The following is a 23086-nucleotide window of genomic DNA, read 5'->3' as shown; positions in this document are numbered from 1 at the left end:
GCGATTTGCCCTATCTCAGGAACGTCAAATGATTCTTGAGCAGCGCGTACCCCACGAAGGAGACGATGTCGAGGATGGTGTGGGCGACGATGAGCGGCATGACCCGGTTCGTGCGCCGGTAGAACCAGCCGAAGATCAACCCCATGACGAAATTGCCGACGAACCCGCCGAAGCCCTGGTAGAGGTGGTACGACCCGCGGATCGCCGCACTGGTGACGATCGCCGGCCACCAGCCCCAGTCGAGGTCGCGCAGGCGGGTCAGCAGGTAGGCGATCATGACGATCTCTTCGAGGACGCCGTTCTGCAGGGCGGCGAGGATCAGCACCGGCACCGACCACCAGTGGGTGCCGAGCGCCTCGGGCACGATCCGGGCGCTGATGCCGAGCTCCTGGGCGACCCAGACCAGCCCGAGCCCGGGCAGGCCGATCAGGGCGGCCAAGGCGGTGCCCCAGCCCAGGTCCGATGCGGGGCGCGCATCGAGGCGCCAGCCCTGGTGGTCACGGCGCAGCAGGTACACCGCCAGCAACGGAGCGATGAAGCCCAGGCCGGTGTAGGTGAGCTGGTAGGCCAGATCGAGCCAGGGCCGGTCGGGCGTGACCGACGGGTTGAGCGTCGCGGTCTGCTCCGACAGCGGCTTGACATAGGTGAGCCGGTCGATGATCGCCAGGACCGACAGGATCGCGGACCTGCCGAGCGACACGCCCAGCAGCAACAGCACCTCGATGCGGACGGCGCGCCTGTCGATCACGTCGAAACTGTAGTGCGGGAGGGGCGCCGCCCGCACGAACGGCGCCCCTCCCGCGTCACACGTCCCCGAAGGCGTCGTACTTGATCCGGATCGCGGGGACCTGCATCTCCGCGAGGGTGCGCAGGGTCGAACGCACCATCTGCGGTGAGCCAGAGACGAAGAAGTCGTGGTCGTTCCAGGGGCCGTAGCGCGCGACCACGTCGGAGATCCTGCCGTGCTCCCCGGGGAACTCCGGGTCGTCGGTCGTGGCGGCGACCACCGACAGCCACGGGTAGCGGGCGGCCAGCCGGTTGAGGCAAGCCAGGTCGTACAGGTCCTCGCGGTTCCTGGCGCCGAAGAACACGTGCACCCACCGGGTCCGGTTGGCCCGGGTCATCTCCTCGATCAGGGCCTTGATCGGGGCGAGTCCGGTGCCGCCGGCGACGCAGACGATGTCGCGGGTCGAGCGGCGGTCCAGGACCATGGAGCCCATCGGCGCGCCGAGCCGGATCATGTCGCCCGCCTGGACCCGCCGGACCAGGGCCGAGGACACCCAGCCGGCGCCGAGGGCCCGGACGTGGAAGTCGATCGAGCCGTCCTTGCGCGGCGCGTTCGCCGCGGAGTACACCCGCCACAGCCGCGGCTGGTATTTGCACTCGACGCTGATGTACTGCCCGGCGCGGTACTCCAGGGGCTGCAGCGGCCGGCAGGTGATGACGGCGATGTCGGGGGTGCGGCGCTCGTGGTAGAGCACCTCGGCGTGCCAGTACGGCGGGTTGGTCGAGTCCGCCTCGGCACCGGCGATCATCTTGGCCGCGATGACCGCGTAGCCGTCCCGCCACGCCTGGTCGAACTCCAGGGTCCACTCGTCGCCGCCGAACGTGCGCAGGGCCTCCATCAGCGCGTCACCGACGACGTCGTAGTGCTCCGGCTGGACGTGGAACTTGCGGTGGTCCCGACCGAGGGACAGCAGGTACTCGGCGAACGTGTCGGGGTCGTCGACAGTCTGCACGGCGGTGACGATCGCGCCGAGGAGCCGGGAGCGCTGCACGTCCATCTGGACCGGGAAGAGGTCCCTCAGCTGCGGATTGTTCAGGAACATCCTCGCGTAGAAGTAGCTGGCGAGCTTGTCCTGCTGATCCTCGACGAGGGTCCAACTCTCCTTCAGTAATCGCGACAGATTGCTCATCGGTGCCCTTCGCGGTCAAACGTAGGTGCCGTAGGAGAGCCAGCGTCGCTACCAGCGAAGACCACGCATCGCACTGACTGTGCGACGTCTCGTGTTGGCGGATGGTTTTCCACTCGACGCGCCGCTGCCGGGCACTGGACACGAAGCGGCCCGGTCATGTCGCACTGACTGTCCGGCCACCCCGCCGGCCCGGTGTTTGGCTGGTCAGAGGCGTTCGTCTTCCGGAGGTGCACCGTGCCGACACTGTCCGACAACGAGGTCCGAACCGAGCTCGACGACCGGATGCAGCTGTTCGTCCGCCGCCAGGAGATGCTGTTCGTGGCGACGGGCGAGCCGGAGGACGGTCACGACTGCACGTTCGTCACCGGCGGCGCCGGCTTCGTGCGGATCCTGTCGGTGAACCGGCTCGCCTGGCCCGAGTTCGACGACGCGACGCTGTCCGACGCGATCTCCGACATCGAGCGCGACCCGCGGGTCAGCCTGCTCTTCGTCGACTTCGCCCGCGGCGCGGTCGGCCTGCACATCAACGGCAAGGCGAAGATCCTCGACGACGACGCGATGCGGCGCGCCTACCACGCCCTCAACCTGGACCCGACCCTGGACCTGGTCGCGGAGCGCCGACCGGCCCGCTGGATCACCGTCTACGTCGAGTCGGCCTACATCTCCGCGCCGGGCGAGCTGTGACGGCCTGAGCCAAACCTGCCACATGATGAGCGGCCCGAGACGCTCCGCTGGCCGCTCATGCCGTCACCTCCGCTGCGCTCCGGCGCCAGCCTGAGCCAAACCTGCCACATGATGAGCGGCCCGAGACGCTCCGCTGGCCGCTCAGGCGTAGCGCCAGGGCTTGCCCGTCTGCCGGTACTCCGTCGTCGGTACCAGCGGCGCGTCGTGCTCCATGCGGTCCAGGTACAGCCGCCCGTCGAGGTGGTCGATCTCGTGGGCCACCAGGCGGGCCAGGGCACGCTCGTACACCGTGGTGACCGTGGAGCCGTCGAGCCGCCGGCTCTGCACGGTGATCCTCAGCGGCCGCCGCACCAGGCCGCGGACGTCGAAGAACGACAGGCAGCCCTCGAACTGCTCGTCGGCGTCGCCCGACTCGGCCACGACCGTCGGGTTGATCAGCACGATCTGCTCCGCGTCAGGCTCCGCCGGCCGGATCACCGCCACCGCCAGCCCCGAACCGAGCTGCGGGGCGGCGAGCCCCACGCCCTTGACGAAAGGGTGCAACGCCTCGATCCGGTCCAGCGCCGTGGACAGCTGGTCGACGACGTCCTCGGCGCGCGCCGACTCGCCCGGCAGGTCCAGTTGGCGCACCGGCCGGTCCAGGCCGGCGTCGCCACGTTGGATCACACCGGCCGCGCGCATGGCGTCACTCGAGGCCGGCTGCACGAAAGGGGGCTCCTCCCAGTCGTCCGGCTGCTCCACCGCCCCCTCGGGCCGGGTGCCCCGGAAGCGCCACTCCAGCCGGTACCGGTCGTGCAGGGTCGCCTGCTCGGTGTGCCAGGAGAAGACCGCCCGCCCGTCGACGGACAGCTCCTGGGTGATGGGGGTGCGCAGCGGCACCTCCTCCGCCGACAGTGAGGTCTGCACGCCCCAGACGACCGGCCGCATCCGCGCCGGGAACTCGACCTCGATGGTGAGCTGCCGGGTGGGCAGGCGGACGGTGCGCTGGAACCAGTGGCCCCACTTCTCGACGCTGATGTGCCACGAGTACGCGATCGTGGTCCGCTGCCCCGGGTACAGGGGGAAGCGGCCCTGCGCGTTCTCGAACAGCAGCCACGCCTCCTTGAGCGCATCCCGGTCGGTCTTGGACCGCCAGTCCATGGGCTCACCGGCGCACGACGCGACCATCGCCAGCTCGTCCCACAACATGGGGTGGTCGCGGTGGTGGCGGTTGGAGCGCGCCGGGTCGTCCGGGTAGCGGTCCACGGAGATCCGCACCAGGTAGCGCGTGACCGGCTCGGTGCCGGCGTTGTACAGCGCACGGCGGACCGTGCACCGGTATTTGCCGTCGACGTAGGACAGCCGGGCGGTCTCCCGCTCCACGACCAGCCCCGTGCCGGGCGGCAGCCACTGGTCGGGCACCGGCGGGTCGCGGCCGGGCAGCCCGACCCGGCTGCGGGCGGTGGCGCGCAGCTCGTCGTACTCCTTGTAGCGCTGCCAGATGGCGCCGCCGCTCTGCAGGATGGCCTCGGCGCGGCGGGCGAAGTCCTCGGTGGGGCGGTGGCGGCGGGCCTCGACGTGGCTCACGTAGGAGGCGTCGAACCCCATCGCGGCGGCCAACTGCTTCTTGGACATGCCGCGGTCGATGCGCCACCGCGCGAACTCCGCGACGAACGCCTCTGACGCCCGCTGCACGGGAGAGTCGCTCGTAGTCATGTCCGGCCCAGCCCCGCAGGGAGACGGCCCCTGCCCACCAAGTGTCCCTGGGGTCACAGTCGAACAGGTCAAGCGGACAATTTACCGACAAAAGGGTTGACAACACCACTCCATCGGAGTTGATCAACATCCCTGGATCAGCAACGCGCTTGTACAAAGTCACACAAAGTTACGACGCATGCTAGACAATTGCACAGTGGTTAGGCTTACCTAATCGCTGTATCGTGGGCGCTTGGCACGCACGCTTGGGGGTATCGAACGGTGGTGAGCACCGCACACACGCAGTCGACGGGCGCCGCGTCGTGGCGCTCCCGCCGCGTGCCCCCCTGCCTGGCCGGCGACCCAACGTGACCGCGCTCATCAGTCGCGCGACCGCCGATCCGCTCGCACCGGTGATCGCCTCCCTCACCCGGATGGGTCTGCGGCACGGCAAAGAATCACTCCAAGGGCTGTCGGCCGGGCTGGTCACCCACGCGCCCGGCTGGCGCAGCGCCGCCGAACTGCTGACCGCCGACGGCGTCAGCGACTGGCTCGCCGCCGCAGAGGGGCGCTGGAGCGCGCAGCCGCACGCCGCCGCGGCCCTCGCGTGGAAGTGCTACTCCTACTGGCTGGCCCTGCCCGCGGTGCTCGGCTTCGCGGCGTCGCGGCGGGTGCCCCTGATGACCCCCGACCACGTGCTGGTCCGGTTCTCCGAGCGGCAGCCCTTCCTGACCGTCGCCCTGCGCCGGCCGGTCACCGCGGTCCTCGCGACCGACCCGATCGTCGCGACCGACACCCCCGGCCTGCTCATCGTCGAGGACGAGGACGAGCTGCTGGGCGTCCTGCGGCGCTCGCTCGTCGACGCGCACCTCGACCCGATGCTCGACGAGGTGCGCAAGCAGGCCCGCCTGAGCCGGCGGACGCTGTGGGGCTCGGTCGCCTCCGGGGTCTCCTACGCGCTGTCGCGCGGCTTCGTCGCGCCGCCCGCCACGGTCCTGGACACCGCCCACCGCGTGCTCGGCGCGCTCGGCGCCGACGACCTGGTCGAGCTGTCCGTGCGGGAGCAGGGCGGCCTGGACATCAAGCGGCGCACCTGCTGCCTGGCCTTCACCCTGCCGACGCCGAAGGTGTGCACCAGCTGCTGCATCCGCCAGTAGGGCGTGAAACATCATTTCCTGGGTGAATGGGTAAGTTGAAAGCATCGACGACAGCGTCCTGACCAAGCACACCGGGCACGTCCGCCTGGGCGACCACCTGTGCCTGCCGTTCGCCAGCGATCTCGAGCAGCGCGAGGTGGTGTCCGCCTACATCGCCGACGGCCTGATCCGCGGTGAGCGCGTGCTGTACTACTCCGACAAGACCGGCCCCGACGCCATCGACGCGTGGCTCGACCCGCGCGGCGTCGACGGAGCGCTCGCGATGGCCCGCGGCCAGCTGGAGGTCCGCCCGGCCGCGGACGACCACTTCGACCCCGGTGTCCTCGTCGACGGCATCCGGCACGCGATCCGCGACGCCCGTGCCGCCGGCTTCCAGGGCCTGCGCCTCACCGGCGAGATGAGCCTGGCCCTGCGCAGCCTGCCCGACAGCCTGCGCCTGCACGAGTACGAGTCGGGGGTCGCCTCGACCGTCACCGGCTCGGAGGATCTCGCCGCCGTCTGCCAGTACGACGAGCGCCTCTTCGACCGGGTGGACGTCAGCGGCCTGGTGGCCCGGCACCCGGGCGTGGTGTGCGTCGACCCGCTGCACGACGACCGGCGGCTGCGCATCGTGCCGACCTACTCCCCGCGCGGGCTGCGCGTGCACGGCACCGTCGACGAGCTGAGCGCCGCGCCCTTCGCCGAGGCGCTCGCCCACACGGCGCAGTGGCCGGAGCCGGTCGTCGTCATCGACTTCGCCGAGCTGCGGTTCATCGACGTCGCCGGCATCCGTACCCTCGTGCGGGCCGCCGAGGCGCTCCCACCCGGGCGGACCCTGCAGGTGCGCAACCTCACCCCGACGCTGCGCAACGTGCTGCGGATCGTCGGCTGGGACACCACCCCCGGCCTGACCATCGGCGACCCAGGGGTGGCGGCGACATGACCCTGATCCACCAGGCCCTGCTGTTCGACTCTCCGGAGCAGTTCCTGGCCGCCGCCGTCCCCTTCGTCGTCGACGGCGTCGACCGCGGCGACACGGTCCTCGCCGTCACCTCCACCGACAACACCCGCCTGCTGCGCGAGCAGCTCAACGGCGCCGCCGACCAGGTCACCTTCCTCGAGCCGGCCGGCTGGTTCGACTCCCCCGGCCGCACCCTGGACGCCCACCACCGCCGCATCGACGCCCTCGCCACCGGCAGCGCCTTCCTGCGGGTCCTCGGCGAGCCCGTCTGGGCCGGCCGCGACGACCTCGAGACCTCCGAGTGGGGCCGGTACGAGTCCGTCATCAACGTCGCCCTCGCCGACTCCCGCGCCTGGGTCATGTGCGGGTACGACAGCCGCACCCTCGCCGGCGCCATCGTCCAGGACGCCCGCCGCACCCACCCCCGGCTCGCCGTCGGCACCACCAGCGAGATCAGCGCCGACTTCACCGAGCCGGCGTCGTACTACGCCTCCCGCGACACACCGCTCGCGCCGTACCCGGCCGCCGGCCTCGAGTGGATCCCCATCCATCCCGACCTGGCCCCGGTCCGGCAGTTCGTCGCCGACCACGCGCCGCGCTTCGGCGTGCCCGCCGACCGGATCGACGACTTCATCCTCGCCGTCAACGAGATCGCCACCAACGTCCTGCGCCACGGCGGCGGCAACGGCGAGGCCCGCATGTGGGCGACCGACCGCCGGGTCGTCTGCGAGATCACCGACACCGGCACCGCCACCGGCAACTTCCTGGGCTTCCTGCGCTCCGACCCGCACTCCGAGCGGGGGCACGGGCTGTGGATCGCCCGCCAGATCTGCGACCTGCTGGAGATGCGCACCGGCTCGCCCGGCACGACGGTCCGGCTGCACATGCGGCGCGCCTTCTGACGCCATCGCCGCCGAGCATCGCGTTGAATGGACGCCGTGACCGCCGCGTTCTTCGAGCAGGAGGGGCCGCCGGAGGCGGAGTTCCACCCCGGCATCGCCCGTCGCATGGCCCACAAGACCGTCGCCGCGGGCGCCCTGATCAGGGATCCCGGCGGCCGCATCCTCTTCGTGGTGCCCAACTACAAGCCGTACCTCGACCTGCCCGGCGGCATCGTCGAGCCCGGTGAGCCCCCGTCCGCCGCTTGCCGCCGCGAGGTCCGCGAGGAGCTCGGCCTCGACCGGCCGGCCGGCCGCCTCCTCGTCGTGGACTGGACCCCGGGCCGCGGCCCCTGGAGCGACCAGGTCCAGTTCGTCTTCGACGGGGGCGTCCTGAACCCGGCCGCCGACCTGCGCCCCGCCGCCGACGAGCTCACCGGCGTCCGATGGGCACCGCTCGACGCCGCGAACATCCGCGCGTCCCTGCACCGCCGGCTGTCGCTGGCCTTGGCGGCGCTCACCACCGACACCGTCGTGCACGCCGAGATGGGCCACCGCTACGCCTGAGCGTCACTCCCCATTCGTCTCCGAACGGGGGAAACCGGACGGCTCCGCACCCCTGCTGACCAGTGCGGGAGCGCGACTGTTCGGGTGCTGACGACCCTGCGGCCTCCACGCCGTCCCGGACCAGCAGCACCGGCACCTGCCCGGCGGTCGCTCCGGCACCGGCCGGCACGTACCGCGGGTCGAGCTTCCACAGCGCGCCGGCGACGGCATCGACCTCAACGCCGTACAGGATGACGCCCTGCCGCTCCTGCCTCCCGCTGAACGCAGAACGGCGCCCGTCGGGGGCGCCGTCCTGCGTCAATGTCGGGGTGGGTCAGTCGTCGAGCCAGTCCAGGGAGCGGCGGTTGCCGCCGGCCTGGCCCCGGCTGCCCTGGGGCTCGCCGTAGCCGCCGCGCTGCTCGTAGTTGCCGTTGGCGCCGTCGTAGCCGTTGCCGGCCCTCGGGGGCTCGGGGACGCGCTCGTAGCCGTCGCGCTCGTAGCCGGCGGCGGGCTCGTAGCCGCCACGCTGCTCGTAGCCGCCGCGGCCGGCGTACGGGCCGTCGTAGTCGGACTGGCCGTTGTAGCCGTTGCCGGCGCTCGGGCTGTAGCCGCCGCCCGCGCTCGGGTAGCCGTCGCCACCGCCGGCGGGGGCGTAACCGTCCTGGCCGGCCGAGGGGCCGTAGCCGCCGGCACCGCCACCGGCCGGGCCGTAGCCGCCCTGGTCGGGGCCGTAGCCGTTCGCGCCCTGGTCGGGGCCGTAGCCGTTGGCACCGTTGCCGTTGTAGCCGCCGCCGTAGCCGTTGGCGCCGGGCTCGGCACCGTAGCCGCTCGCGCCGCTCGCGCCGTACCCGCCGCCGTTGCTCTGGCCGCCGGCGTAGCCGTTGCCGGCCGCCGGTTCCCAGCGCTGGGTGGAGTCGGCGTACGCGCCGCCCCGGTCGCCACCGCCGTAGCCCGGCTGGTCGTTGTACCCGCCACCGCCGCCCGCGCCGTACTCCGGGCCGTACGGGTCGACCGCCGGGCGGGACGACGGGCCGTAGCCCGCGCCGGCCGACGGGGCGCCCTGCGCGAAGCCGGCCTGGTCGTTGTAGCCCCCGCCGTTCGCGGCACCGTAGCCGGCACCCGCGCCCGCGGCACCGTAGCCGGAACCGGCCCGGGGCAGCGGCGCACCGTACGGGTCCGGCGGCACGTCGTAGTCGTTGACCCGGCCGGGCCGCACGATCGCGGTCGCGTCGTTGGCCGTGCCACGGTTGATCATCGTGGGTGCGCCGCCCATCGCGCCGACCATCGTCGGGTCGGCCTGCGCCTGCCGGTAGCCGGGGCGCTGACCCCCGCCGCCGCGCCGCGGGGCCGGCTCCTCGTCCAGCTCCTCGTCGTCGTCATCGTCACCGCGACGGCGCAGCAGCAGCACGATCGCGACGATGCCGAAGATCACCAGGAGCGCGCCGAGCGCGATCAGGATGTACGACGACATGCCGCCGCCGCTGTCACTGGAGGTGTTCGCGGTGTTGGCCGCACCCGGGGCCACGGACTGCGTGTCGTCGCCAGCCGGCGTGCTCTCCTCCATGGACGGCACCACCGGCGACGCGGTCGAGCCGATCGGCACGAGCGCGAGCCGCTGACCGGTGGCCGACCTGCCGGCCTGCACGGTGACGTCCTTGGACGCGGCGTCGTAGCCGTTCATCGTGACGGAGATCGAGATGTTGCCCGGGGCGATCGGGTTGGTCTCGGTGCCCAGGAAGCGGAACCGGCCTGCGTCGTCGGTGGTCGCGGAGCGGCTCTTGCCGGCGCCGTCCTCCATGTTGACCGAGGCGCCCTTGAGGACCTTGCCGGTCGTCGAGTCGTTGACCGTGCCCGAGACTTCCTGCACCGTCTGGGTCGCCGGCGCGGTCTGCGCCGGGCCCTTCAAGGTCACTTTGAAGGAGCCGGATCCGCCGCCGCCGCCGTTGATCTTGAGCTGCCCGGTGACGTCGCGCGACTGGCCGGCTGGGATCGAGCTCTGCCCGGGCGGAGTGAAGGAGGCGGTGAAGCTCTTCGAGCCGTCCGCCGGCAGGTCCGCCGCCTGGATCGTGCACTCGAAGCCCGTCGAGGTGTTCGAGCAACCACCGGGCGTGCTCATCGTGATTTCCTGGGCACCGACCGCAATGTCGACACTGAACTTGACGTCATTGGCAGGAGCAGAGTCACCGGTGTTTCGCACTGTGATCGTCGAGGACTGCGCGCCGCCACCGACGGTCAACGTTGCGTTGCTGGCACTGATGGCGAGATTCGCGGCCGCGAACGCTGGTGCGGCTGTCGCACCGACCAGCGCGCCCGTCACCAGTACGGCCGCTGCTCCAGCACGGAGCAGCAAGGCTCGTCGGTGGGTAGTCACGTCCACACCCCTCCGGATCTTGACTTTCACCCGAGCGTCTCTGCCGAGCATCTCTGTCGATGGTCCAACATGCGAGCGAGGCTCGCTTTGCATGGTGCGCCGCAGCAAACTATGCCTTGTCCACAGGGGTCGGCGAAAGGCGCAGGGTGTTGCGACCGGCGTCCGGCGGGTCGTATCGTCCCGTCATGTCCACTCCGCACCGATATTCCGACACGGTGCAAACCGTCCTTGATGCGCTGGATGGTGGACTCGTTCCGGACCGGGTCGCGCTGCGTGACGCCGTGCGAGAGCTCCTGGCTGACCTGCGGTTCCGGGTTCCTGGCCGTTCGGTGGAGGTGCGAGTTCCTCCGTACGGCGCGATTCAATGCATCGAGGGGCCGCGGCATACGAGAGGTACGCCACCCAACGTGGTGGAGACCGACCCCGCCACGTGGCTGGAGATCGCCACGGGACGGAAAACGTGGCATGAAGCAGTCACCGCCGGGAAGATCCGCGCCAGCGGGGTTCGGGCTGATTTATCGGCCTATCTACCCTTGTGAGTCTGTAAAACGTACGGGACACTGATTACGAGCTGCGCGCAAACTGTGGCTGTGCGTCATGCCAAATTCCTCGCGTACACTTTGGGGCGCGAAGGCGACTGCATCACCGCGCCTATCAGGTCGGACTCCCCCCTCGAACCCACACCGCCGACGACCCCGGCAACTGCGACGACAGGAGCGGCAACGTGCCCCGAGGCGATGGCCGGTTGAGCCATGAGCTCGACCCCCAGCGTCCAGGTCCTCAGGACAAGTGCGGTGTGTTCGGCGTCTGGGCGCCGGGCGAAGAGGTCGCGAAGATGACCTACTACGGGCTGTATGCACTGCAGCACCGTGGGCAGGAAGCGGCCGGCATCGCGGTGTCCGACGGCTCCGGCGTGGTGGTGTACAAGGACCTCGGCCTGGTGTCCCAGGTCTTCGACGAGCCGACCCTGGCGAGCCTGCACGGCCACATCGCCATCGGCCACGCGCGCTACTCGACCACCGGCGGGTCCAACTGGGAGAACGCGCAGCCCACGCTGCGCTCGACCACCCCGGGCGAGGACCGCGGCGGCACCACGATCGCCCTGGCCCACAACGGCAACCTGGTCAACACTGCCGAGCTGGCCCGCCGGGTCGCCGAGCTCGGCGACCGTGACCAGATGAACTCCACCAACGACACCGCGCTGGTCACGGCGCTGCTCGCGGCCCACCCCGACCGGTCGGTCGAGGCCGCGGCCCTGGACGTGCTGCCGACCCTGCGCGGCGCGTTCAGCTTCGTCTTCATGGACGAGGACACCCTGTATGCGGCCCGTGACGTCAACGGGGTCCGCCCGCTGGTCCTCGGCCGCCTCGAGCGGGGCTGGGTGGTGGCGAGCGAGACCGCCGCGCTCGACATCGTCGGCGCCAGCGTGGTGCGCGAGATCGAGCCGGGCGAGCTGATCGCCATCGACGAGCACGGCCTGCGCTCCAGCCGCTTCGGCACCCCGGACCCCAAGGGCTGCCTGTTCGAGTACGTCTACCTGGCCCGCCCCGACACCACCATCGTCGGGCGCAACGTCCACGCCGCGCGCGTGGCGATCGGCCGCACCCTGGCCAGGGAGCACCCGGTCGAGGCCGACATGGTCATCCCGGTGCCGGAGTCCGGCACGCCGGCGGCGATCGGTTACGCGACCGAGTCCGGCATCCCGTTCGGCCACGGCCTCGTCAAGAACGCCTACGTCGGGCGCACCTTCATCCAGCCCTCCCAGACCATCCGTCAGCTGGGCATCCGGCTCAAGCTCAACCCGCTGCGCGACAACGTGCGGGGCAAGCGTCTCGTCGTCGTCGACGACTCTGTCGTGCGCGGCAACACGCAACGTGCGATCGTGCGTATGTTGCGGGAAGCCGGCGCGGTCGAGGTGCACGTCCGCATCTCGTCGCCGCCGGTCAAGTGGCCGTGCTTCTACGGCATCGACTTCGCCACCCGGGCGGAGCTGCTTGCCAACGGGCTCGACCTCGAAGGTATCCGCCGCTCGATCGGCGCCGACTCGCTCGGCTACGTGTCGCTGCCCGGCCTGATCGCGGCGACCGAGCAGCCCGCCAACCGGCTGTGCAGCGCCTGCTTCGACGGTCAGTACCCGATCGAACTGCCGGCCGACAACGTGATCGGCAAGCACGTCCTGGAAGGTGTGGCGCGTGCGGCGGGGGCCGCTCCCACCACGACCGACGGTGGCGCGGTCAGCGTCGCCGCCAGTCCGGGCGGTTCGGGCGCACTGCTGCGTCCGTGATCCGCCCACCCATAGCAACATGCGGTGGCCGCCGCCGAGGCAATCAAAGGGGAGAAAGTGACGCACGTGGATGAGCGCGCCGAGAAGGCCGGTGAGACCGGCCAGGGCAGCACCCCCGAGCGGCAGTTGTGGACCGCCGGCAACGGCAGGGGCCGCAGGCGCACCGTGACGTATGCGGACGCGGGCGTGTCGATCCACGCCGGCGAGAAGGCCGTCGAGCTGCTCCGCACCAAGGTGCACCGCACGCACCGGCCCGAGGTCATGGGTGACATCGGCGGGTTCGCGGGCCTGTTCCGGCTCGACCTCAAGAAGTACAAGAGCCCGATCCTCGCCTCGTCGACCGACGGCGTCGGCACGAAGCTGGCCATCGCCCAGGCCATGGGCATCCACGACACGGTCGGCATCGACCTGGTCGCGATGGTCGTCGACGACCTGGTGGCCTGCGGCGCCGAGCCGCTGTTCCTGCTCGACTACATCGCCTGCGGCGAGGTCGTGCCGGACCGGGTCGCGGAGATCGGCGCGGGCATCGCCGACGGCTGCCGCTACGCGGGCTGCGCCCTGCTCGGCGGCGAGACGGCCGAGCACCCCGGCGTGATGCGCCCCGACGAGTACGACATCTCCGGCACCGGCGTCGGCGTGGTGGAGGAGGACGCGATCCTCGGCCGCGACCGGGTCGAGGTGGGTGACGTGGTCATCGCCCTGCGCTCCACCGGCCTGCACTCCAACGGCTACTCCCTGGTCCGGCACGTGCTGCTGGGCGCCGGCCGGATGCGGCTGGACAGCGTGATCGACGAGTTCGGCTCGCAGCGCACGCTCGGCGAGGAGCTGCTCACGCCGACCCGCATCTACGCGAAGGACTGCCTCGACCTCATCACCGAGAGCGAGATCCACGCGTACGCCCACGTCACCGGCGGTGGCATCCCCGGCAACCTGGTCCGGGTCCTGCCGGAGCACGTCGACGCGGTCGTGGACCGCTCGACCTGGCGGCCGCAGCCCATCTTCGAGCTCGTGCGCACCAAGGGGCGCATCGAGGACATGGAGATGGAAAGCACCTTCAACATGGGCATCGGCATGCTGACCGTCGTCTCCGCCGAGGACGCCGACCGCACGCTGGCGTTCCTCGCCGGCCGCGGCGTGGACGCCTGGCAGGTCGGCGAGGTCATCGAGGGCACCGGTCAGGTGCAGATGGTCGGCTCCCACACGCGGGGCTGATGCGGCGTTGTCGGAATAGGCGGGATTGGAGAAGTCTCGCCTATTCCGATCACCGGGTCTTACCGCAGCGAGGCAAGAGACCTAGGCTGAACCGACACGTCCCTACGCCCAAAAGGAGGACGGGGCGGTGTCGTGGAACGGCATGCGGGGCATTTCCCCGGTCCCGAGCTATGTCGTGATGCAGCCCACGACGTTGTGCAACCTCAACTGCACGTACTGCTACCTGCCCTTCCGCGCCCGCGACGACCGGATGAGCCTCGAGGTCGCGAGCGCGGTGGCCGGCTCGGTCAACGTCTGGGCCGCCGGCAATGACCGGTTCTCGGTGGTCTGGCACGGCGGGGAGCCGCTGGCCGCGGGCCGTCAGGCCCTCGCCGAGCTGATGGCGCCGTTCGCGGGCGTCGAACACCACGTCCAGACCAATGCCACGCTCATCGACGACGCCTGGTGCGAGTTCTTCGCCGCCCACCGGATGCACGTCAGTGTCAGCGTCGACGGGCCGGCCGACCTGAACGGCCAGCGCGTCGATCGGGCGGGCTCCCCCTCGTACCGGCGGATCCAACGCGGCATCGAGACGCTGCGGCGGCACGAGATCCCGTTTTCGGCACTCTGCGTCGTCAGTGCGCCCACCCCCGGGCTCGCCACCCGGCTCTACGACTACTTCCTCGACCTGGGCTGCGACGTTCTCGGGATCAACATCGAGGAGCAGGAGGGCGTCAACGCCCGCGTCAACGACTTCGGCGCCGACGCGGTCCGGGCGTTCTGGGCGGAGCTGGTCGCGGCGTGGCGGCGCGACCCGCGCATCCACGTGCGGGAGATCGAGTGGACGCTGCGCTACGCCGGCGCGGTCCTGACCGGCGGCGCCGACGACGTGCTGCCCGCGGCGCTCGATCCGATCCCGACGATCGCCGCCGACGGCCGGGTCTTCCTGCTTTCACCCGAGTTGGCGGGCTTCACCGACGCCCGGTACGGCGACTTCTCCTCCGGCCACGTCCTGCAGACACCCCTCGCGACGATCCTGGCCGGCGCGGCCGGGTCCGCCGGTTGGGTGCCGGAGTACCTGCGCGGGGTCGAGGCATGCCGCTCGACGTGCCCGTACTTCGGCTTCTGCGGCGGTGCGCACGCGGCGAACCGCTACTTCGAGCACGGCAGGTTCGACGGCACGCAGACGCGTCACTGCCGTAATAGCAAGATTTGCCTTCTGGAGGGAGTGCTGGACCATGCCGGAGCACGCTGACCCGGTCGCGGAGCGCGTCCACGGGGCCGCTGACGGCCTTCGTGTGCTGCTCGACGAGGCTGCGGTGGCAAGGGCCGCCCGCGCGGAGGCGAGTGGCGAGGATGGCGCGAACGCCGTCTGTGCCTGGAACCACTTCGAGAACATCCCGACCTTCTACAACTGGAACAACCGTCCTCGTTGAGGGCCGTGCCAGAGGTGTCTGGATGTGCCTGAACACCCACGCGGTGCGCCGTCGAGAGAACGGCCACCGCGCGGGTGCCTCGGACACGATGCGGGCACGTGGGGTGTCCACGTGCCCGTCAGCCGGGTAGAGCGATGATCAACGACTCCGTGAGCGCCAGTCGCTGTCGCTGGAGGAGTCGTCGTAGTTACCGTCGTCCTCGTCGTCGGCCTCATCGTCGACGTGTTCGCCGGATCCGGCGTAGTCGTCGTAAGACTTCGGGCTGCCCGCGAGCTCGCGCTGCAACGCGTCGAGGTCGGTGTTGGGGGAGTGATACTTCAACTCCCTGGCCACCCTAGTCTGCTTGGCCTTCGCACGGCCGCGCCCCATGGCTCGACCCCCTCGCACAGAATTACGGGGCAGCCATTACCGGCAGGCCCCGACAACGTCAGGCATCTCTCGTGGCTCTTACGGTACATGTCGAGGGCACCTTTCGGCATCTCGCCCCTGCCGACCAATTCGGTGGCGTTGCTTACCCGACCGGACCGGTTGGGTAAGCACCACCGTCGTGCCGCGGTCGTCACGCTTACAAGAGGATCGTACGGAGCCTTCCGACATCGGCCATCCGCCGTTCGGCGAGGCGGTCGGCGGCGACCGCCGGCGGGACCCCCTCAGCCTCAGCGAGCTGCAGAATCTCCCGCGTCGTGGTGAAGATCCGGGCGGCGCGCTGCTGGGCGCGGGCGAAGTTGAAGCCCTCGATCTCGTCGGCCACCTGGATGACCCCGCCGGAGTTGACGACATAGTCCGGGGCGTAGAGCACGTCGCGCTCGGCGAGCATCTTCTCCACCCCCGGGTGAGCCAGCTGGTTGTTCGCCGCACCCGCGACGATCTTGGCGCGGAGCACCGCCACGGTCTCGTCGTTGAGCGCCCCGCCGAGGGCGCACGGCGCGTAGACGTCGAGGTCCGCGGCAACGAGGTCATCGTTGCTGTCGACCACGTCCACCTGCGGATACGTGCTGCGGACCCACTCGATCGCGCGCTGGTTGACGTCGGTCGCGACGATCGAGGCGCCGTCCTCGACGAGGTGCTCGGTGAGGTGCTTGCCGACCTTGCCGAGCCCGGCGATGCCGACCCGCCGGCCGGCGAGCGTGGGGGTGCCCCAGCGGTGCTCGGCGGCCGCCCGCATGCCCTGGAAGACGCCGTAGGCGGTAAGGACCGAAGAATCACCCGCGCCGCCGTGCGACTCGGAGCGTCCGGTGACGAACCTGGTCTCCTTCGCCACCACGTCCATGTCCTGCACATACGTGCCCACATCGCACGCCGTGTAGTAACGACCGCCCAGCGACTGGACGAACCGGCCGTAGGCGCGCAGCAGCGCCTCGCTCTTGTCCTTGTCCGGGTCGCCCCAGATCACGGCCTTGCCGCCGCCGAGGTCGAGCCCGGCGAGCGCGTTCTTGTAGGCCATCCCGCGCGACAGGTCGAGGACGTCGTGCAGGGCGTCATCCTCCGACGCGTACGGGTAGAAACGGGTCCCGCCCAGTGCCGGACCGAGCGCCGTGGAGTAGATGGCGATGATCGCGCGCAGGCCGGAGGGCCGGTCGTGACAGTAGACGACCTGCTCGTGGCTGGTGGTGAAGACACCCATGGATGCTCCTGTGTCGGTGGGGGCCGATCCTCGTGAGACGGCGCCTGTGTACCGACCCTAATACCGATGGCTGACGGTTTCGTGCGACGATCGGGCCGTGCCGTCGCTCTTCGCGTCATACCTGCGGGTATACGAGCCGCTGGCCGCCTTCGACCGCGACCACCAGCTGTACTGGCGTCGCTACGTGAAGGAGGGCCGGGCAGTCGCGCTGTCCGACGGTCCCGGCCGGCAGCGGACGTCGGTCATCGAGGCGCTCGGCGCGGGCTGGACCCGCCTGCCGGACCTGCCCGACGAGGCCTACGTCCTGGAGGCCGACGACACGCTGCTCGTCTGCCCGTGGAATCTGCGCATCCGGGTCGCCGAGGCCGCCCTCACCGCCCGCGACGGGGTGCCGAGCGTGATCGCCGACGCCTTCGTGCCGCCGGTCCTCGCCGGCCTCGCGCAGACCGTCGTCGACGACTGGCGCAGCGGCGACCATGTCCTGGAGCGCGGGCTGCCGCGGGTACACGAACAGGTTGCGACGTGGGGGGTACCGCTGCGCTGGTTCGTCTTCGTCGACCTGGAGGAGCGGGAGCTCTCGCTGCGGCCGGGCCGGCGGGTGCTGCGGTACCGCACCGAGATCTCCAAGGCCCGCCGTCGGGCGCACCGGGCCTATGCGGTGCTGCGCCGCGCCATCGGCGACGCGCCGATCACTGTCGCGGTCGAGGAGACGGCGCGGTGGCTGGAGGAGTTCCACTCCCGGTCCATCGTGGAGCTGGACTACGGCGGCCTGGTGGGCCTGCTGTCCGACGAGGCCCTGGTCGAGGACGACTCGCCGGGCCTGGTGGCGGCGGGGCTGTCCAGCGTGGCCCGCGGCGACGCCGACGAGGCCACCGAGGTGTACGAGAAACTGGTCGAACGCTGGCGCGCCGTGCAGCTGCTGGAGCGCTGCAACTAGCGCTGACGCTCGCACTGCCTGAGCCGGACCAGCGTGTGATCCAAGGCGCGTCCTGGTCGTCTGGATGACCACGCCGCGACTTCGATCAACCGGGCAAGATCACTAGTGAGCCGACCGTGACAGGATCGGCCAGCGGCTCGCGCGTGTCCACCGCTGCGAACGCCGACGCCGACGGGGTCAACCAGCCACTCGAACAGCGGCCTGACCAACACCGTGAATTTTCGTGGCCAGAGCGCCAGCCGCCACGCTTGGTGATCACGACGGATCCGGCCGCGACCGCGGGCGGGTCCGTCTTTTCGTCATCCTGTTCTTCATCCGCCGGGTGACATACACCGAGACGCATTGCCGCAGGTAAATGTCTGGATCCCAACAGCCACGAACGGGTGTCACCCTTCGCAACCGAATCGCTCCACGGTGGTGTCCGTTATGGGTTATTGGGAGGACTTTATGGGCTACCACTCACCCGGTCGAGTGAGCTAAATTCGTATCGACTCACCCACACAGCGTCACATCCGGTCCCGCTTTATCCCATTTCGTGTCATCAAAATGGGAAAATTCACTTATTCATCATCCGTCCATACAGGGACCTTCAGCCGTTCGGCCCATGTCGGACATCGGGGACTAGCCGGACCATAGGAAACGCGTCGGCCGGCGGGACCCCGTCCGACGTTCCTGGGTACCTGTGGAGGAGTGACCGATGCCATCTCGCACGCATGAGCCTGAGCCGTTGCTAACGCCGGCTGAGGTCGCGTCGATGTTCCGCGTCGACCCGAAGACCGTCACCCGATGGGCGAAGGCGGGCAAGCTGAGCGCCATCCGCACCCTCGGCGGACACCGCCGCTATCGCGAATCCGAGGTGCGTGCCCTGCTCCAGGGACAGATCCCGCAGCAGCGCCAAGGCGACTGAGGCCGCAACCTTACCTCGCGCCTCCCTCCGGTGCCAAAACCATACGCTTGTTCCCGCGACGCGCTCGGATTGTCACCCCCCGGTGATCCGAGCGCGTTGCTTTGTCCTCGTCCCAGACCCGCCGTTCAGTCCAACGTGATCCGCACGCCGACGGTTGCGTCCTCGCCGCGGCGCTTGACGCTCATCCACACGACCAGGCGACCGCGCAGGCCGTACTTGCGCTTGATGAGCTCCCGCGCCGTCCGGCCACCGTCCGGGCCGAGGACCGTCGCGTGCCCCGGCACCGCCTCGCCGGTCGGCACCCCGCGCACCGTGCACGGCGCGACGGTCACCCGGCCGTCCCGGCGGATCCGCTTCACCTTGCCCGAATCGCCGACGGTCCAGACCATCAACGCCTCGCCGTCCGGGGCGACCCAGACCGGCGTGGACACCGGTGTCCCGTCGCGGCGGAACGTCGTCACCGCGATGTACGCTTCGTCGCCCAACTGCTTCGCTGCGCTCGTCATAGGCCACACCGTACGAGGTCCGCAACCCCAAGCGGGGACATCACACGCCCGGGTGACGGAAGGCTAGTCTGATGGTCCCAAGCCCGAACCCTTCGGAGATCGTGATGAAGCTGTCGATCCTGATGCCGGTCTACAACGAGGAGGTTCGCGTCGCCGATGCCGTGAAGCAGGCACTCGACGTGAACTACCCGACCGAGACCGAGCTCGTCATCGTCGACGACGGAAGCAGGGACCGCACCGCGGAGATCCTCAACGGGCTGCACGACGAGCGCATCCGGGTGGTGCTGCACCCCCGCAACAAGGGCAAGGGCGCCGCGATCCGCACCGCCGTGGAGCACGCGACGGGTGACTACATGGTCATCCTCGACGCCGACCTCGAATACGACCCGCAGGACATCCCGAAGCTGCTCGAGCCGGTGCTCGACGGCCGCGCCACCGTGGTCTACGGCAATCGGACGTTCGGCAGCCACAGCTCGTTCTCGTTCTGGTATGTCATGGGCAACAAGGCCGTCACGACCGCCGCGAACATGCTGTACAACTGCTACCTCGGCGACCTGGAGACCTGCTTCAAGCTCATGCCCGTCGAGCTCTACCGCTCCCTGCAGATCCGCTCCGCCGGCTTCGGCATGGAGGCCGAGGTCACCGGCAAGCTGCTGCGCAACCGGCACCGCCCGTACGAGGTGCCGATCAGCTACCGGGCCCGCACCCGCGAAGAGGGCAAGAAGATCACCTGGAAGGACGGCGTCGAGGCGCTGTGGATCCTCTCCCGCGAGCGCGTGCGTAAGCCGTCCACCAAGCGCTGAGCGCATGGCGGAGCTCCTCACGATCGGTGAACTCTCGGCGCGCAGCGGGGTCGCCCCGTCCGCGCTGCGCTTCTACGAAAAACTCGGTCTGATCCACTCGACCCGCACCAGCGGCAACCAGCGCCGGTACGAGCGCACGGAGCTGCGGCGGGTCTCGTTCATCAGGATCTCGGCGCAGGTCGGCATCCCGCTGGAGACCATCAAGGAGGCGCTGGCCTCGCTGCCGGCCAACCGGACCCCGACCCGGGCGGACTGGGCCCGGCTGTCGCGCAAGTGGCGGGTGCACCTGGACGAGCAGATCGCGCTGCTGGAGCGGCTCCGGGACACGCTGACGGACTGCATCGGGTGCGGGTGCCTGTCGCTGACGCACTGCTGGCTGGCGAACCCGGGGGACCGGCTCTCGGCCCGGGGGCCGGGGCCGGTGATCCTGGCTTCCTCGCCCTCTCCCCCGGATCTCTGACGGTCTCTTAGGGGCGGGTCAGAATGATTTTGCCGAAGTGCCCGCTGGACTCCATCAGGCGGTGTGCTTCCGCCGCGTCCGGCAGCGGTACCCGGCTGTCCACGACCGGCCCGATCAGCCCCTCGTCGATCAGCGGCCAGACCTCTTCGCGCACGCCACGGATGATGGCCGCTTTCTGCGCCAGCGACCGGGACCGCAGCGCCGTGGCGAACACGCTGCCCCGCTTCGCCAGCAGCGCGCCCAGGTCCAGCTCCGCCTTCCGGCCGCCCTGCATCCCGATCACCACGAGCCGGCCGCCCTCGTTGAGCGCCTTCACGTTCGCCCCGAGGTACGCCCCGCCGATGATGTCGAGGATGACGTCGGCCTTCACCGTCGCGCTGAAGTCCTCGGCCGTGTAGTCGATCACCCGGTCCGCCCCGAGCCGGGTCAGCGCCTCATGCTTGCTCTCCCGCGCCGTGGTCACCACGTGCGCGCCGAGCGCCTTGCCCAGCTGCACCGCGAACGTACCGATGCCGCTGCCGCCGCCGTGCACCAGCAGCGTCTCCCCCGGCTTGATCCCCGCCACGTCCACGACGTTGGAGAACACCGTCGCCGCCACCTCGGGCAGCGCGGCCGCGTCGTCCAGCGTCACGTTCCGCGGTACCGGCAGCAGCTGCCCGACGTGCGCCACCGCCAGCTCGGCGTACCCGCCGCCCGGAATCAGCGCGCAGACCTCCTGCCCGACCTGCCAGTGGTGCGCACCCGAACCGACCCCGACGATCCGGCCCGACACCTCCATGCCCGGATACGGCGGCGCCCCCTCCGGCGGCGGGTAGAACCCCTGCCGCTGCAGTACATCGGCCCGGTTGACCCCAGCCGCGTGAACCTCGATCAGAACCTCATCCTGTCCCGGCACGGGGTCCGGCACCTCGGTCCACCGCAGTACCTCAGGACCACCCGGCTGCTCGATCGTGATCGCGCGCATGTTGACCATTTTGCGCCATGCCCGCGGGCCCTGGTTCCTGCCCTACGGCGCCGGCGCGCTCCGCTCCCACGGCCAATGCCCCCGGCCGTCGTGGTGATGCCACCCGGGGCGCCAGGCGGTCGGCTCCACGGCCGGCTCCTGGCTGGTGGTGGGTTGTGTCGTGGGCTCTGGCGTCGGGTCCCTGGTCGGTTCTGTGGTCGGCTCCGGGGTCGGCTGGGTCGTCGGCTGTGCTGTTACCGCCGGCGCGCTTGTCTTCGGGGCGGTCGTGGCCCTCTCTGTCTGCTTGACTGCCTGCCTCGGCGCCTTGGCCCGTTTCGGCGCCTGCGGCCCGGCCAGCACCCGGGGCGGCGCACTGGTGGGCCCGAGGACCGGCTGGGGCGCGGCGGGCACGTCGTACAGGTTGATCTCGCGCACCGGGTCGGGCGTCACCATCCCCTGCTGCTGCGCCTCCCGCTGCGGCCCAGGCCCGTCGTGCCGCGGCGGCTCCCACCCGGCCGACCCGATCGCCACCCCCAACGCCGCCACCCCAACCCCACCCGCGACCAGCGCCACCAACGGATGCCGCACGATGCGCCGGTGCCGGGTGACGTACGCGACCCGTGGATCGTTGAAGAAGAGATGCATGCCCTTGGCCCCCGCCCCGTTAGCTCCCACCTGCAGCCCTGAGTCTGCGCAGGTCACCTTTATTCCGCGCGACATTTGCGGCGGAGTGTCAAGATGTCATCTGGTCGCGGTCGTCCAGTCCGCCACCGCCCGCCTGCCGTCCGGCCTCCCTCACACGGGTGACCACCGACGCCGCGAAGCGATCTGGCAGACTGGTCGACGTTCCGCTGGAGGGCTCGCCTAGTGGCCGATGGCGCCGGTCTTGAAAACCGGTGAGGCGTTCCGCGTCTCCGTGGGTTCGAATCCCACGCCCTCCGCACAGCAACGACTCAACTAGGTCGAGCAGGTCGAACGCTCGGCCGACACCACGCCATGCGGATTGGCGGCTGCCTCCGCTAATCCCAAGCTTGGTGCGGTCCCGGCGTTACTGCGGAAACTCATCGAGCAAGCCTGCCGCGACTGCTGGAGGCAGAATGGTGGACCAGATGATCTCGCCTGATTCGGTCCTCATGCCTGCGACGTCACTCGGTTCCGGCATCCAGCTCTGTGGGTCAACACCCGGAACCGCATTGAGGATGACCGCGAAGATCTTCGGGTCGGCGACTTTGGCGAGGCCTACCTTCAGGTAGGTTTCGCCTCCCCTTGCCTGAGCAAGAGCCGTGACGCTGTAGCCGCGAAACTCCGCCAAATAGGTCCTGCCGTTGCGCAGCGACCGGGCGATCAACCCGCGTACCGTCGTGCGGATCTGCGCTTCCCAGGCGTATGCCTGTTCAAGCTCCAAGCGCTTCCAGTCCCAGTCTGACGGCAGCCACTTGTCTGACCCTCCGCTGCGACCAGCGTCCGACTCAAGCGCTGAATAGAAGTCGGCAGGATCACCCTCGCGTCGGTAGCCGGCAGCGCCCATCCACCACGGAGCGAAGCGGACCTGAACAGCAGCCTCGGGCCGGTCTGCTTCCGGAAGCCGAGTTGCAGCGCCGCGCCAACGGCCCGTCTTCACCTTGAACCACACGCGGTCCTTGAGCGAGACGATTCGTTCGGCGCCGCCAGCTGCGTACAACTCGGGCAGGCGTTGAGCCTCTTCGATCAGATCGTCCGCAACGCAGTGCAAAGGCTTGCTGATCGGCGGAATTGGCGTGGCCAGATCGTTCATACAATTGCGAGTTGGCCGGACGGGAGTCGACTCGACACACATCGCAGGAGCGTAG

General features: G+C 70.1%; 24 protein-coding genes and 1 tRNA gene. 15 read left to right on the top strand and 10 right to left on the bottom strand.

The features are described from left to right. Positions 1 to 10: 10 nt before the first annotated feature. Together AB0H83_RS25090 and AB0H83_RS25085 are read right to left on the bottom strand one after the other, a co-directional pair. A complete protein-coding gene (locus tag AB0H83_RS25090; protein ID WP_360098406.1) occupies positions 11 to 748 on the bottom strand; it encodes a CPBP family intramembrane glutamic endopeptidase in 738 nt (245 codons plus the stop codon). A gap of 55 nt (positions 749 to 803) precedes the next feature. Then, positions 804 to 1916: a globin domain-containing protein gene (locus AB0H83_RS25085; RefSeq protein ID WP_360098404.1), complete on the bottom strand. Its 1113-nt coding sequence runs from the start codon at positions 1914 to 1916 to the stop codon at positions 804 to 806. Positions 1917 to 2150: 234 nt separating this feature from the next. Here AB0H83_RS25085 and AB0H83_RS25080 point away from each other — a divergent pair, with 234 nt between their 5' ends. Further along, positions 2151 to 2600 (top strand): pyridoxamine 5'-phosphate oxidase family protein, encoded by a 450-nt coding sequence (locus AB0H83_RS25080; protein ID WP_360098402.1) that lies wholly within the window; start codon positions 2151 to 2153, stop codon positions 2598 to 2600. A gap of 141 nt (positions 2601 to 2741) precedes the next feature. On the opposite strand, the gene AB0H83_RS25075 is transcribed toward AB0H83_RS25080, so the two are convergent. Beyond that, positions 2742 to 4295, bottom strand: a complete 1554-nt coding sequence (locus tag AB0H83_RS25075; protein ID WP_360098400.1) for a peptide deformylase — start codon at positions 4293 to 4295, stop codon at positions 2742 to 2744. A 347-nt stretch (positions 4296 to 4642) separates the two neighbouring features. Between AB0H83_RS25075 and AB0H83_RS25070 the strand changes: the two genes are divergently transcribed. The 4 genes from AB0H83_RS25070 to AB0H83_RS25055 are packed head-to-tail and all read left to right on the top strand — an operon-like array spanning position 4643 to position 7816. After that, the gene (locus tag AB0H83_RS25070; protein WP_360098398.1) at positions 4643 to 5431 is read left to right on the top strand and encodes an IucA/IucC family C-terminal-domain containing protein; all 789 of its coding nucleotides are present in this window, start codon (positions 4643 to 4645) and stop codon (positions 5429 to 5431) included. Between the two features lie 43 nt (positions 5432 to 5474). Beyond that, positions 5475 to 6353: an MEDS domain-containing protein gene (locus tag AB0H83_RS25065; protein ID WP_360098510.1), complete on the top strand. Its 879-nt coding sequence runs from the start codon at positions 5475 to 5477 to the stop codon at positions 6351 to 6353. Beyond that, positions 6350 to 7273: a sensor histidine kinase gene (locus AB0H83_RS25060; RefSeq protein WP_360098396.1), complete on the top strand. Its 924-nt coding sequence runs from the start codon at positions 6350 to 6352 to the stop codon at positions 7271 to 7273. The genes AB0H83_RS25065 and AB0H83_RS25060 overlap by 4 nt, the downstream gene beginning before the upstream one ends. A 27-nt stretch (positions 7274 to 7300) precedes the next feature. Further along, entirely contained in the window at positions 7301 to 7816 is a 516-nt protein-coding gene (locus AB0H83_RS25055; RefSeq protein WP_360098394.1) for an NUDIX hydrolase, read from the top strand. Between the two features lie 313 nt (positions 7817 to 8129). On the opposite strand, the gene AB0H83_RS25050 is transcribed toward AB0H83_RS25055, so the two are convergent. Beyond that, complete coding sequence (locus AB0H83_RS25050) at positions 8130 to 9911, bottom strand: carboxypeptidase-like regulatory domain-containing protein (protein ID WP_360098392.1); 1782 nt, start codon at positions 9909 to 9911, stop codon at positions 8130 to 8132. A gap of 440 nt (positions 9912 to 10351) precedes the next feature. Here AB0H83_RS25050 and AB0H83_RS25045 point away from each other — a divergent pair, with 440 nt between their 5' ends. From AB0H83_RS25045 to amcA, 5 genes are all read left to right on the top strand, one after another. Next, positions 10352 to 10705, top strand: coding sequence for a sterol carrier family protein (locus AB0H83_RS25045; RefSeq protein WP_360098390.1), 354 nt, complete (start codon positions 10352 to 10354; stop codon positions 10703 to 10705). Positions 10706 to 10890: 185 nt separating this feature from the next. Then, positions 10891 to 12450 carry an amidophosphoribosyltransferase gene (purF, locus tag AB0H83_RS25040; protein ID WP_360098388.1) on the top strand — a complete coding sequence of 520 codons (1560 nt, stop codon included), beginning with the start codon at positions 10891 to 10893 and terminating at the stop codon, positions 12448 to 12450. Between the two features lie 57 nt (positions 12451 to 12507). Beyond that, positions 12508 to 13662, top strand: coding sequence for a phosphoribosylformylglycinamidine cyclo-ligase (gene purM / locus AB0H83_RS25035; RefSeq protein ID WP_360098386.1), 1155 nt, complete (start codon positions 12508 to 12510; stop codon positions 13660 to 13662). Between the two features lie 142 nt (positions 13663 to 13804). Continuing rightward, positions 13805 to 14896 (top strand): cyclophane-forming radical SAM peptide maturase AmcB, encoded by a 1092-nt coding sequence (amcB, locus tag AB0H83_RS25030; protein WP_360098508.1) that lies wholly within the window; start codon positions 13805 to 13807, stop codon positions 14894 to 14896. After that, positions 14880 to 15077, top strand: coding sequence for a multiple cyclophane-containing RiPP AmcA (gene amcA / locus AB0H83_RS25025; RefSeq protein WP_360098384.1), 198 nt, complete (start codon positions 14880 to 14882; stop codon positions 15075 to 15077). The genes amcB and amcA overlap by 17 nt, the downstream gene beginning before the upstream one ends. A 138-nt stretch (positions 15078 to 15215) precedes the next feature. Here the strand turns inward: amcA and AB0H83_RS25020 are convergent, their stop codons facing one another. Together AB0H83_RS25020 and AB0H83_RS25015 are read right to left on the bottom strand one after the other, a co-directional pair. Further along, positions 15216 to 15446, bottom strand: a complete 231-nt coding sequence (locus tag AB0H83_RS25020) for a DUF3073 domain-containing protein (protein WP_360098382.1) — start codon at positions 15444 to 15446, stop codon at positions 15216 to 15218. Between the two features lie 196 nt (positions 15447 to 15642). Further along, a complete protein-coding gene (locus AB0H83_RS25015; RefSeq protein ID WP_360098380.1) occupies positions 15643 to 16701 on the bottom strand; it encodes a Glu/Leu/Phe/Val dehydrogenase dimerization domain-containing protein in 1059 nt (352 codons plus the stop codon). Between the two features lie 97 nt (positions 16702 to 16798). Between AB0H83_RS25015 and AB0H83_RS25010 the strand changes: the two genes are divergently transcribed. After that, positions 16799 to 17638 (top strand): hypothetical protein, encoded by an 840-nt coding sequence (locus AB0H83_RS25010; protein ID WP_360098378.1) that lies wholly within the window; start codon positions 16799 to 16801, stop codon positions 17636 to 17638. A gap of 697 nt (positions 17639 to 18335) precedes the next feature. Beyond that, positions 18336 to 18545: a BldC family transcriptional regulator gene (locus AB0H83_RS25005; protein WP_033365012.1), complete on the top strand. Its 210-nt coding sequence runs from the start codon at positions 18336 to 18338 to the stop codon at positions 18543 to 18545. A gap of 125 nt (positions 18546 to 18670) precedes the next feature. On the opposite strand, the gene AB0H83_RS25000 is transcribed toward AB0H83_RS25005, so the two are convergent. Further along, entirely contained in the window at positions 18671 to 19051 is a 381-nt protein-coding gene (locus tag AB0H83_RS25000) for a PPOX class F420-dependent oxidoreductase (RefSeq protein ID WP_360098376.1), read from the bottom strand. 104 nt (positions 19052 to 19155) lie between these two features. Between AB0H83_RS25000 and AB0H83_RS24995 the strand changes: the two genes are divergently transcribed. Both AB0H83_RS24995 and soxR read left to right on the top strand, forming a co-directional pair. Further along, positions 19156 to 19854 carry a glycosyltransferase family 2 protein gene (locus tag AB0H83_RS24995; RefSeq protein ID WP_360098374.1) on the top strand — a complete coding sequence of 233 codons (699 nt, stop codon included), beginning with the start codon at positions 19156 to 19158 and terminating at the stop codon, positions 19852 to 19854. A gap of 4 nt (positions 19855 to 19858) precedes the next feature. Further along, complete coding sequence (soxR, locus tag AB0H83_RS24990) at positions 19859 to 20314, top strand: redox-sensitive transcriptional activator SoxR (RefSeq protein WP_360098372.1); 456 nt, start codon at positions 19859 to 19861, stop codon at positions 20312 to 20314. 7 nt (positions 20315 to 20321) lie between these two features. On the opposite strand, the gene AB0H83_RS24985 is transcribed toward soxR, so the two are convergent. Next, on the bottom strand, positions 20322 to 21278 hold the full coding sequence (locus AB0H83_RS24985; protein WP_360098370.1) for an NAD(P)H-quinone oxidoreductase: 957 nt from the start codon (positions 21276 to 21278) through the stop codon (positions 20322 to 20324). A gap of 42 nt (positions 21279 to 21320) precedes the next feature. After that, the gene (locus tag AB0H83_RS24980; RefSeq protein ID WP_360098368.1) at positions 21321 to 21902 is read right to left on the bottom strand and encodes a hypothetical protein; all 582 of its coding nucleotides are present in this window, start codon (positions 21900 to 21902) and stop codon (positions 21321 to 21323) included. Between the two features lie 208 nt (positions 21903 to 22110). On the opposite strand from AB0H83_RS24980, the gene AB0H83_RS24975 reads away from it, so the two are divergent. Beyond that, a tRNA-Ser gene (locus tag AB0H83_RS24975) sits at positions 22111 to 22198 on the top strand. A 107-nt stretch (positions 22199 to 22305) separates the two neighbouring features. Here AB0H83_RS24975 and AB0H83_RS24970 read toward each other — a convergent pair. After that, a complete protein-coding gene (locus AB0H83_RS24970) occupies positions 22306 to 23031 on the bottom strand; it encodes a hypothetical protein (RefSeq protein WP_360098366.1) in 726 nt (241 codons plus the stop codon). Between the last annotated feature and the right edge of the window lie 55 nt (positions 23032 to 23086).

It is taken from the genome of Dactylosporangium sp. NPDC050688, from assembly GCF_040654515.1.
GTDB lineage: Bacteria > Actinomycetota > Actinomycetes > Mycobacteriales > Micromonosporaceae > Dactylosporangium.
The sequence above is the reverse complement of the archived record's forward strand: the minus strand, read 5'-3'. Positions and strand labels throughout refer to the sequence as shown.

Excerpts from the sequence above, each read along its gene's own strand:
- AB0H83_RS25085 (WP_360098404.1), bottom strand. The coding sequence starts at position 1,916 with ATGAGCAATCTGTCGCGATTACTGAAGGAGAGTTGGACCCTCGTCGAG.
- AB0H83_RS25075 (WP_360098400.1), bottom strand. The coding sequence starts at position 4,295 with ATGACTACGAGCGACTCTCCCGTGCAGCGGGCGTCAGAGGCGTTCGTC.
- AB0H83_RS25060 (WP_360098396.1), top strand. The coding sequence starts at position 6,350 with ATGACCCTGATCCACCAGGCCCTGCTGTTCGACTCTCCGGAGCAGTTC.
- AB0H83_RS25055 (WP_360098394.1), top strand. The coding sequence starts at position 7,301 with ATGGACGCCGTGACCGCCGCGTTCTTCGAGCAGGAGGGGCCGCCGGAG.
- AB0H83_RS25050 (WP_360098392.1), bottom strand. The coding sequence starts at position 9,911 with ATGAGCACGCCCGGTGGTTGCTCGAACACCTCGACGGGCTTCGAGTGC.
- AB0H83_RS25045 (WP_360098390.1), top strand. The coding sequence starts at position 10,352 with ATGTCCACTCCGCACCGATATTCCGACACGGTGCAAACCGTCCTTGAT.
- amcB (WP_360098508.1), top strand. The coding sequence starts at position 13,805 with ATGCGGGGCATTTCCCCGGTCCCGAGCTATGTCGTGATGCAGCCCACG.
- amcA (WP_360098384.1), top strand. The coding sequence starts at position 14,880 with ATGCCGGAGCACGCTGACCCGGTCGCGGAGCGCGTCCACGGGGCCGCT.
- AB0H83_RS25020 (WP_360098382.1), bottom strand. The coding sequence starts at position 15,446 with ATGGGGCGCGGCCGTGCGAAGGCCAAGCAGACTAGGGTGGCCAGGGAG.
- AB0H83_RS25015 (WP_360098380.1), bottom strand. The coding sequence starts at position 16,701 with ATGGGTGTCTTCACCACCAGCCACGAGCAGGTCGTCTACTGTCACGAC.
- AB0H83_RS25005 (WP_033365012.1), top strand. The coding sequence starts at position 18,336 with ATGCCATCTCGCACGCATGAGCCTGAGCCGTTGCTAACGCCGGCTGAG.
- AB0H83_RS25000 (WP_360098376.1), bottom strand. The coding sequence starts at position 19,051 with ATGACGAGCGCAGCGAAGCAGTTGGGCGACGAAGCGTACATCGCGGTG.
- AB0H83_RS24995 (WP_360098374.1), top strand. The coding sequence starts at position 19,156 with ATGAAGCTGTCGATCCTGATGCCGGTCTACAACGAGGAGGTTCGCGTC.
- soxR (WP_360098372.1), top strand. The coding sequence starts at position 19,859 with ATGGCGGAGCTCCTCACGATCGGTGAACTCTCGGCGCGCAGCGGGGTC.
- AB0H83_RS24985 (WP_360098370.1), bottom strand. The coding sequence starts at position 21,278 with ATGCGCGCGATCACGATCGAGCAGCCGGGTGGTCCTGAGGTACTGCGG.
- AB0H83_RS24980 (WP_360098368.1), bottom strand. The coding sequence starts at position 21,902 with ATGCATCTCTTCTTCAACGATCCACGGGTCGCGTACGTCACCCGGCAC.
- AB0H83_RS24970 (WP_360098366.1), bottom strand. The coding sequence starts at position 23,031 with ATGAACGATCTGGCCACGCCAATTCCGCCGATCAGCAAGCCTTTGCAC.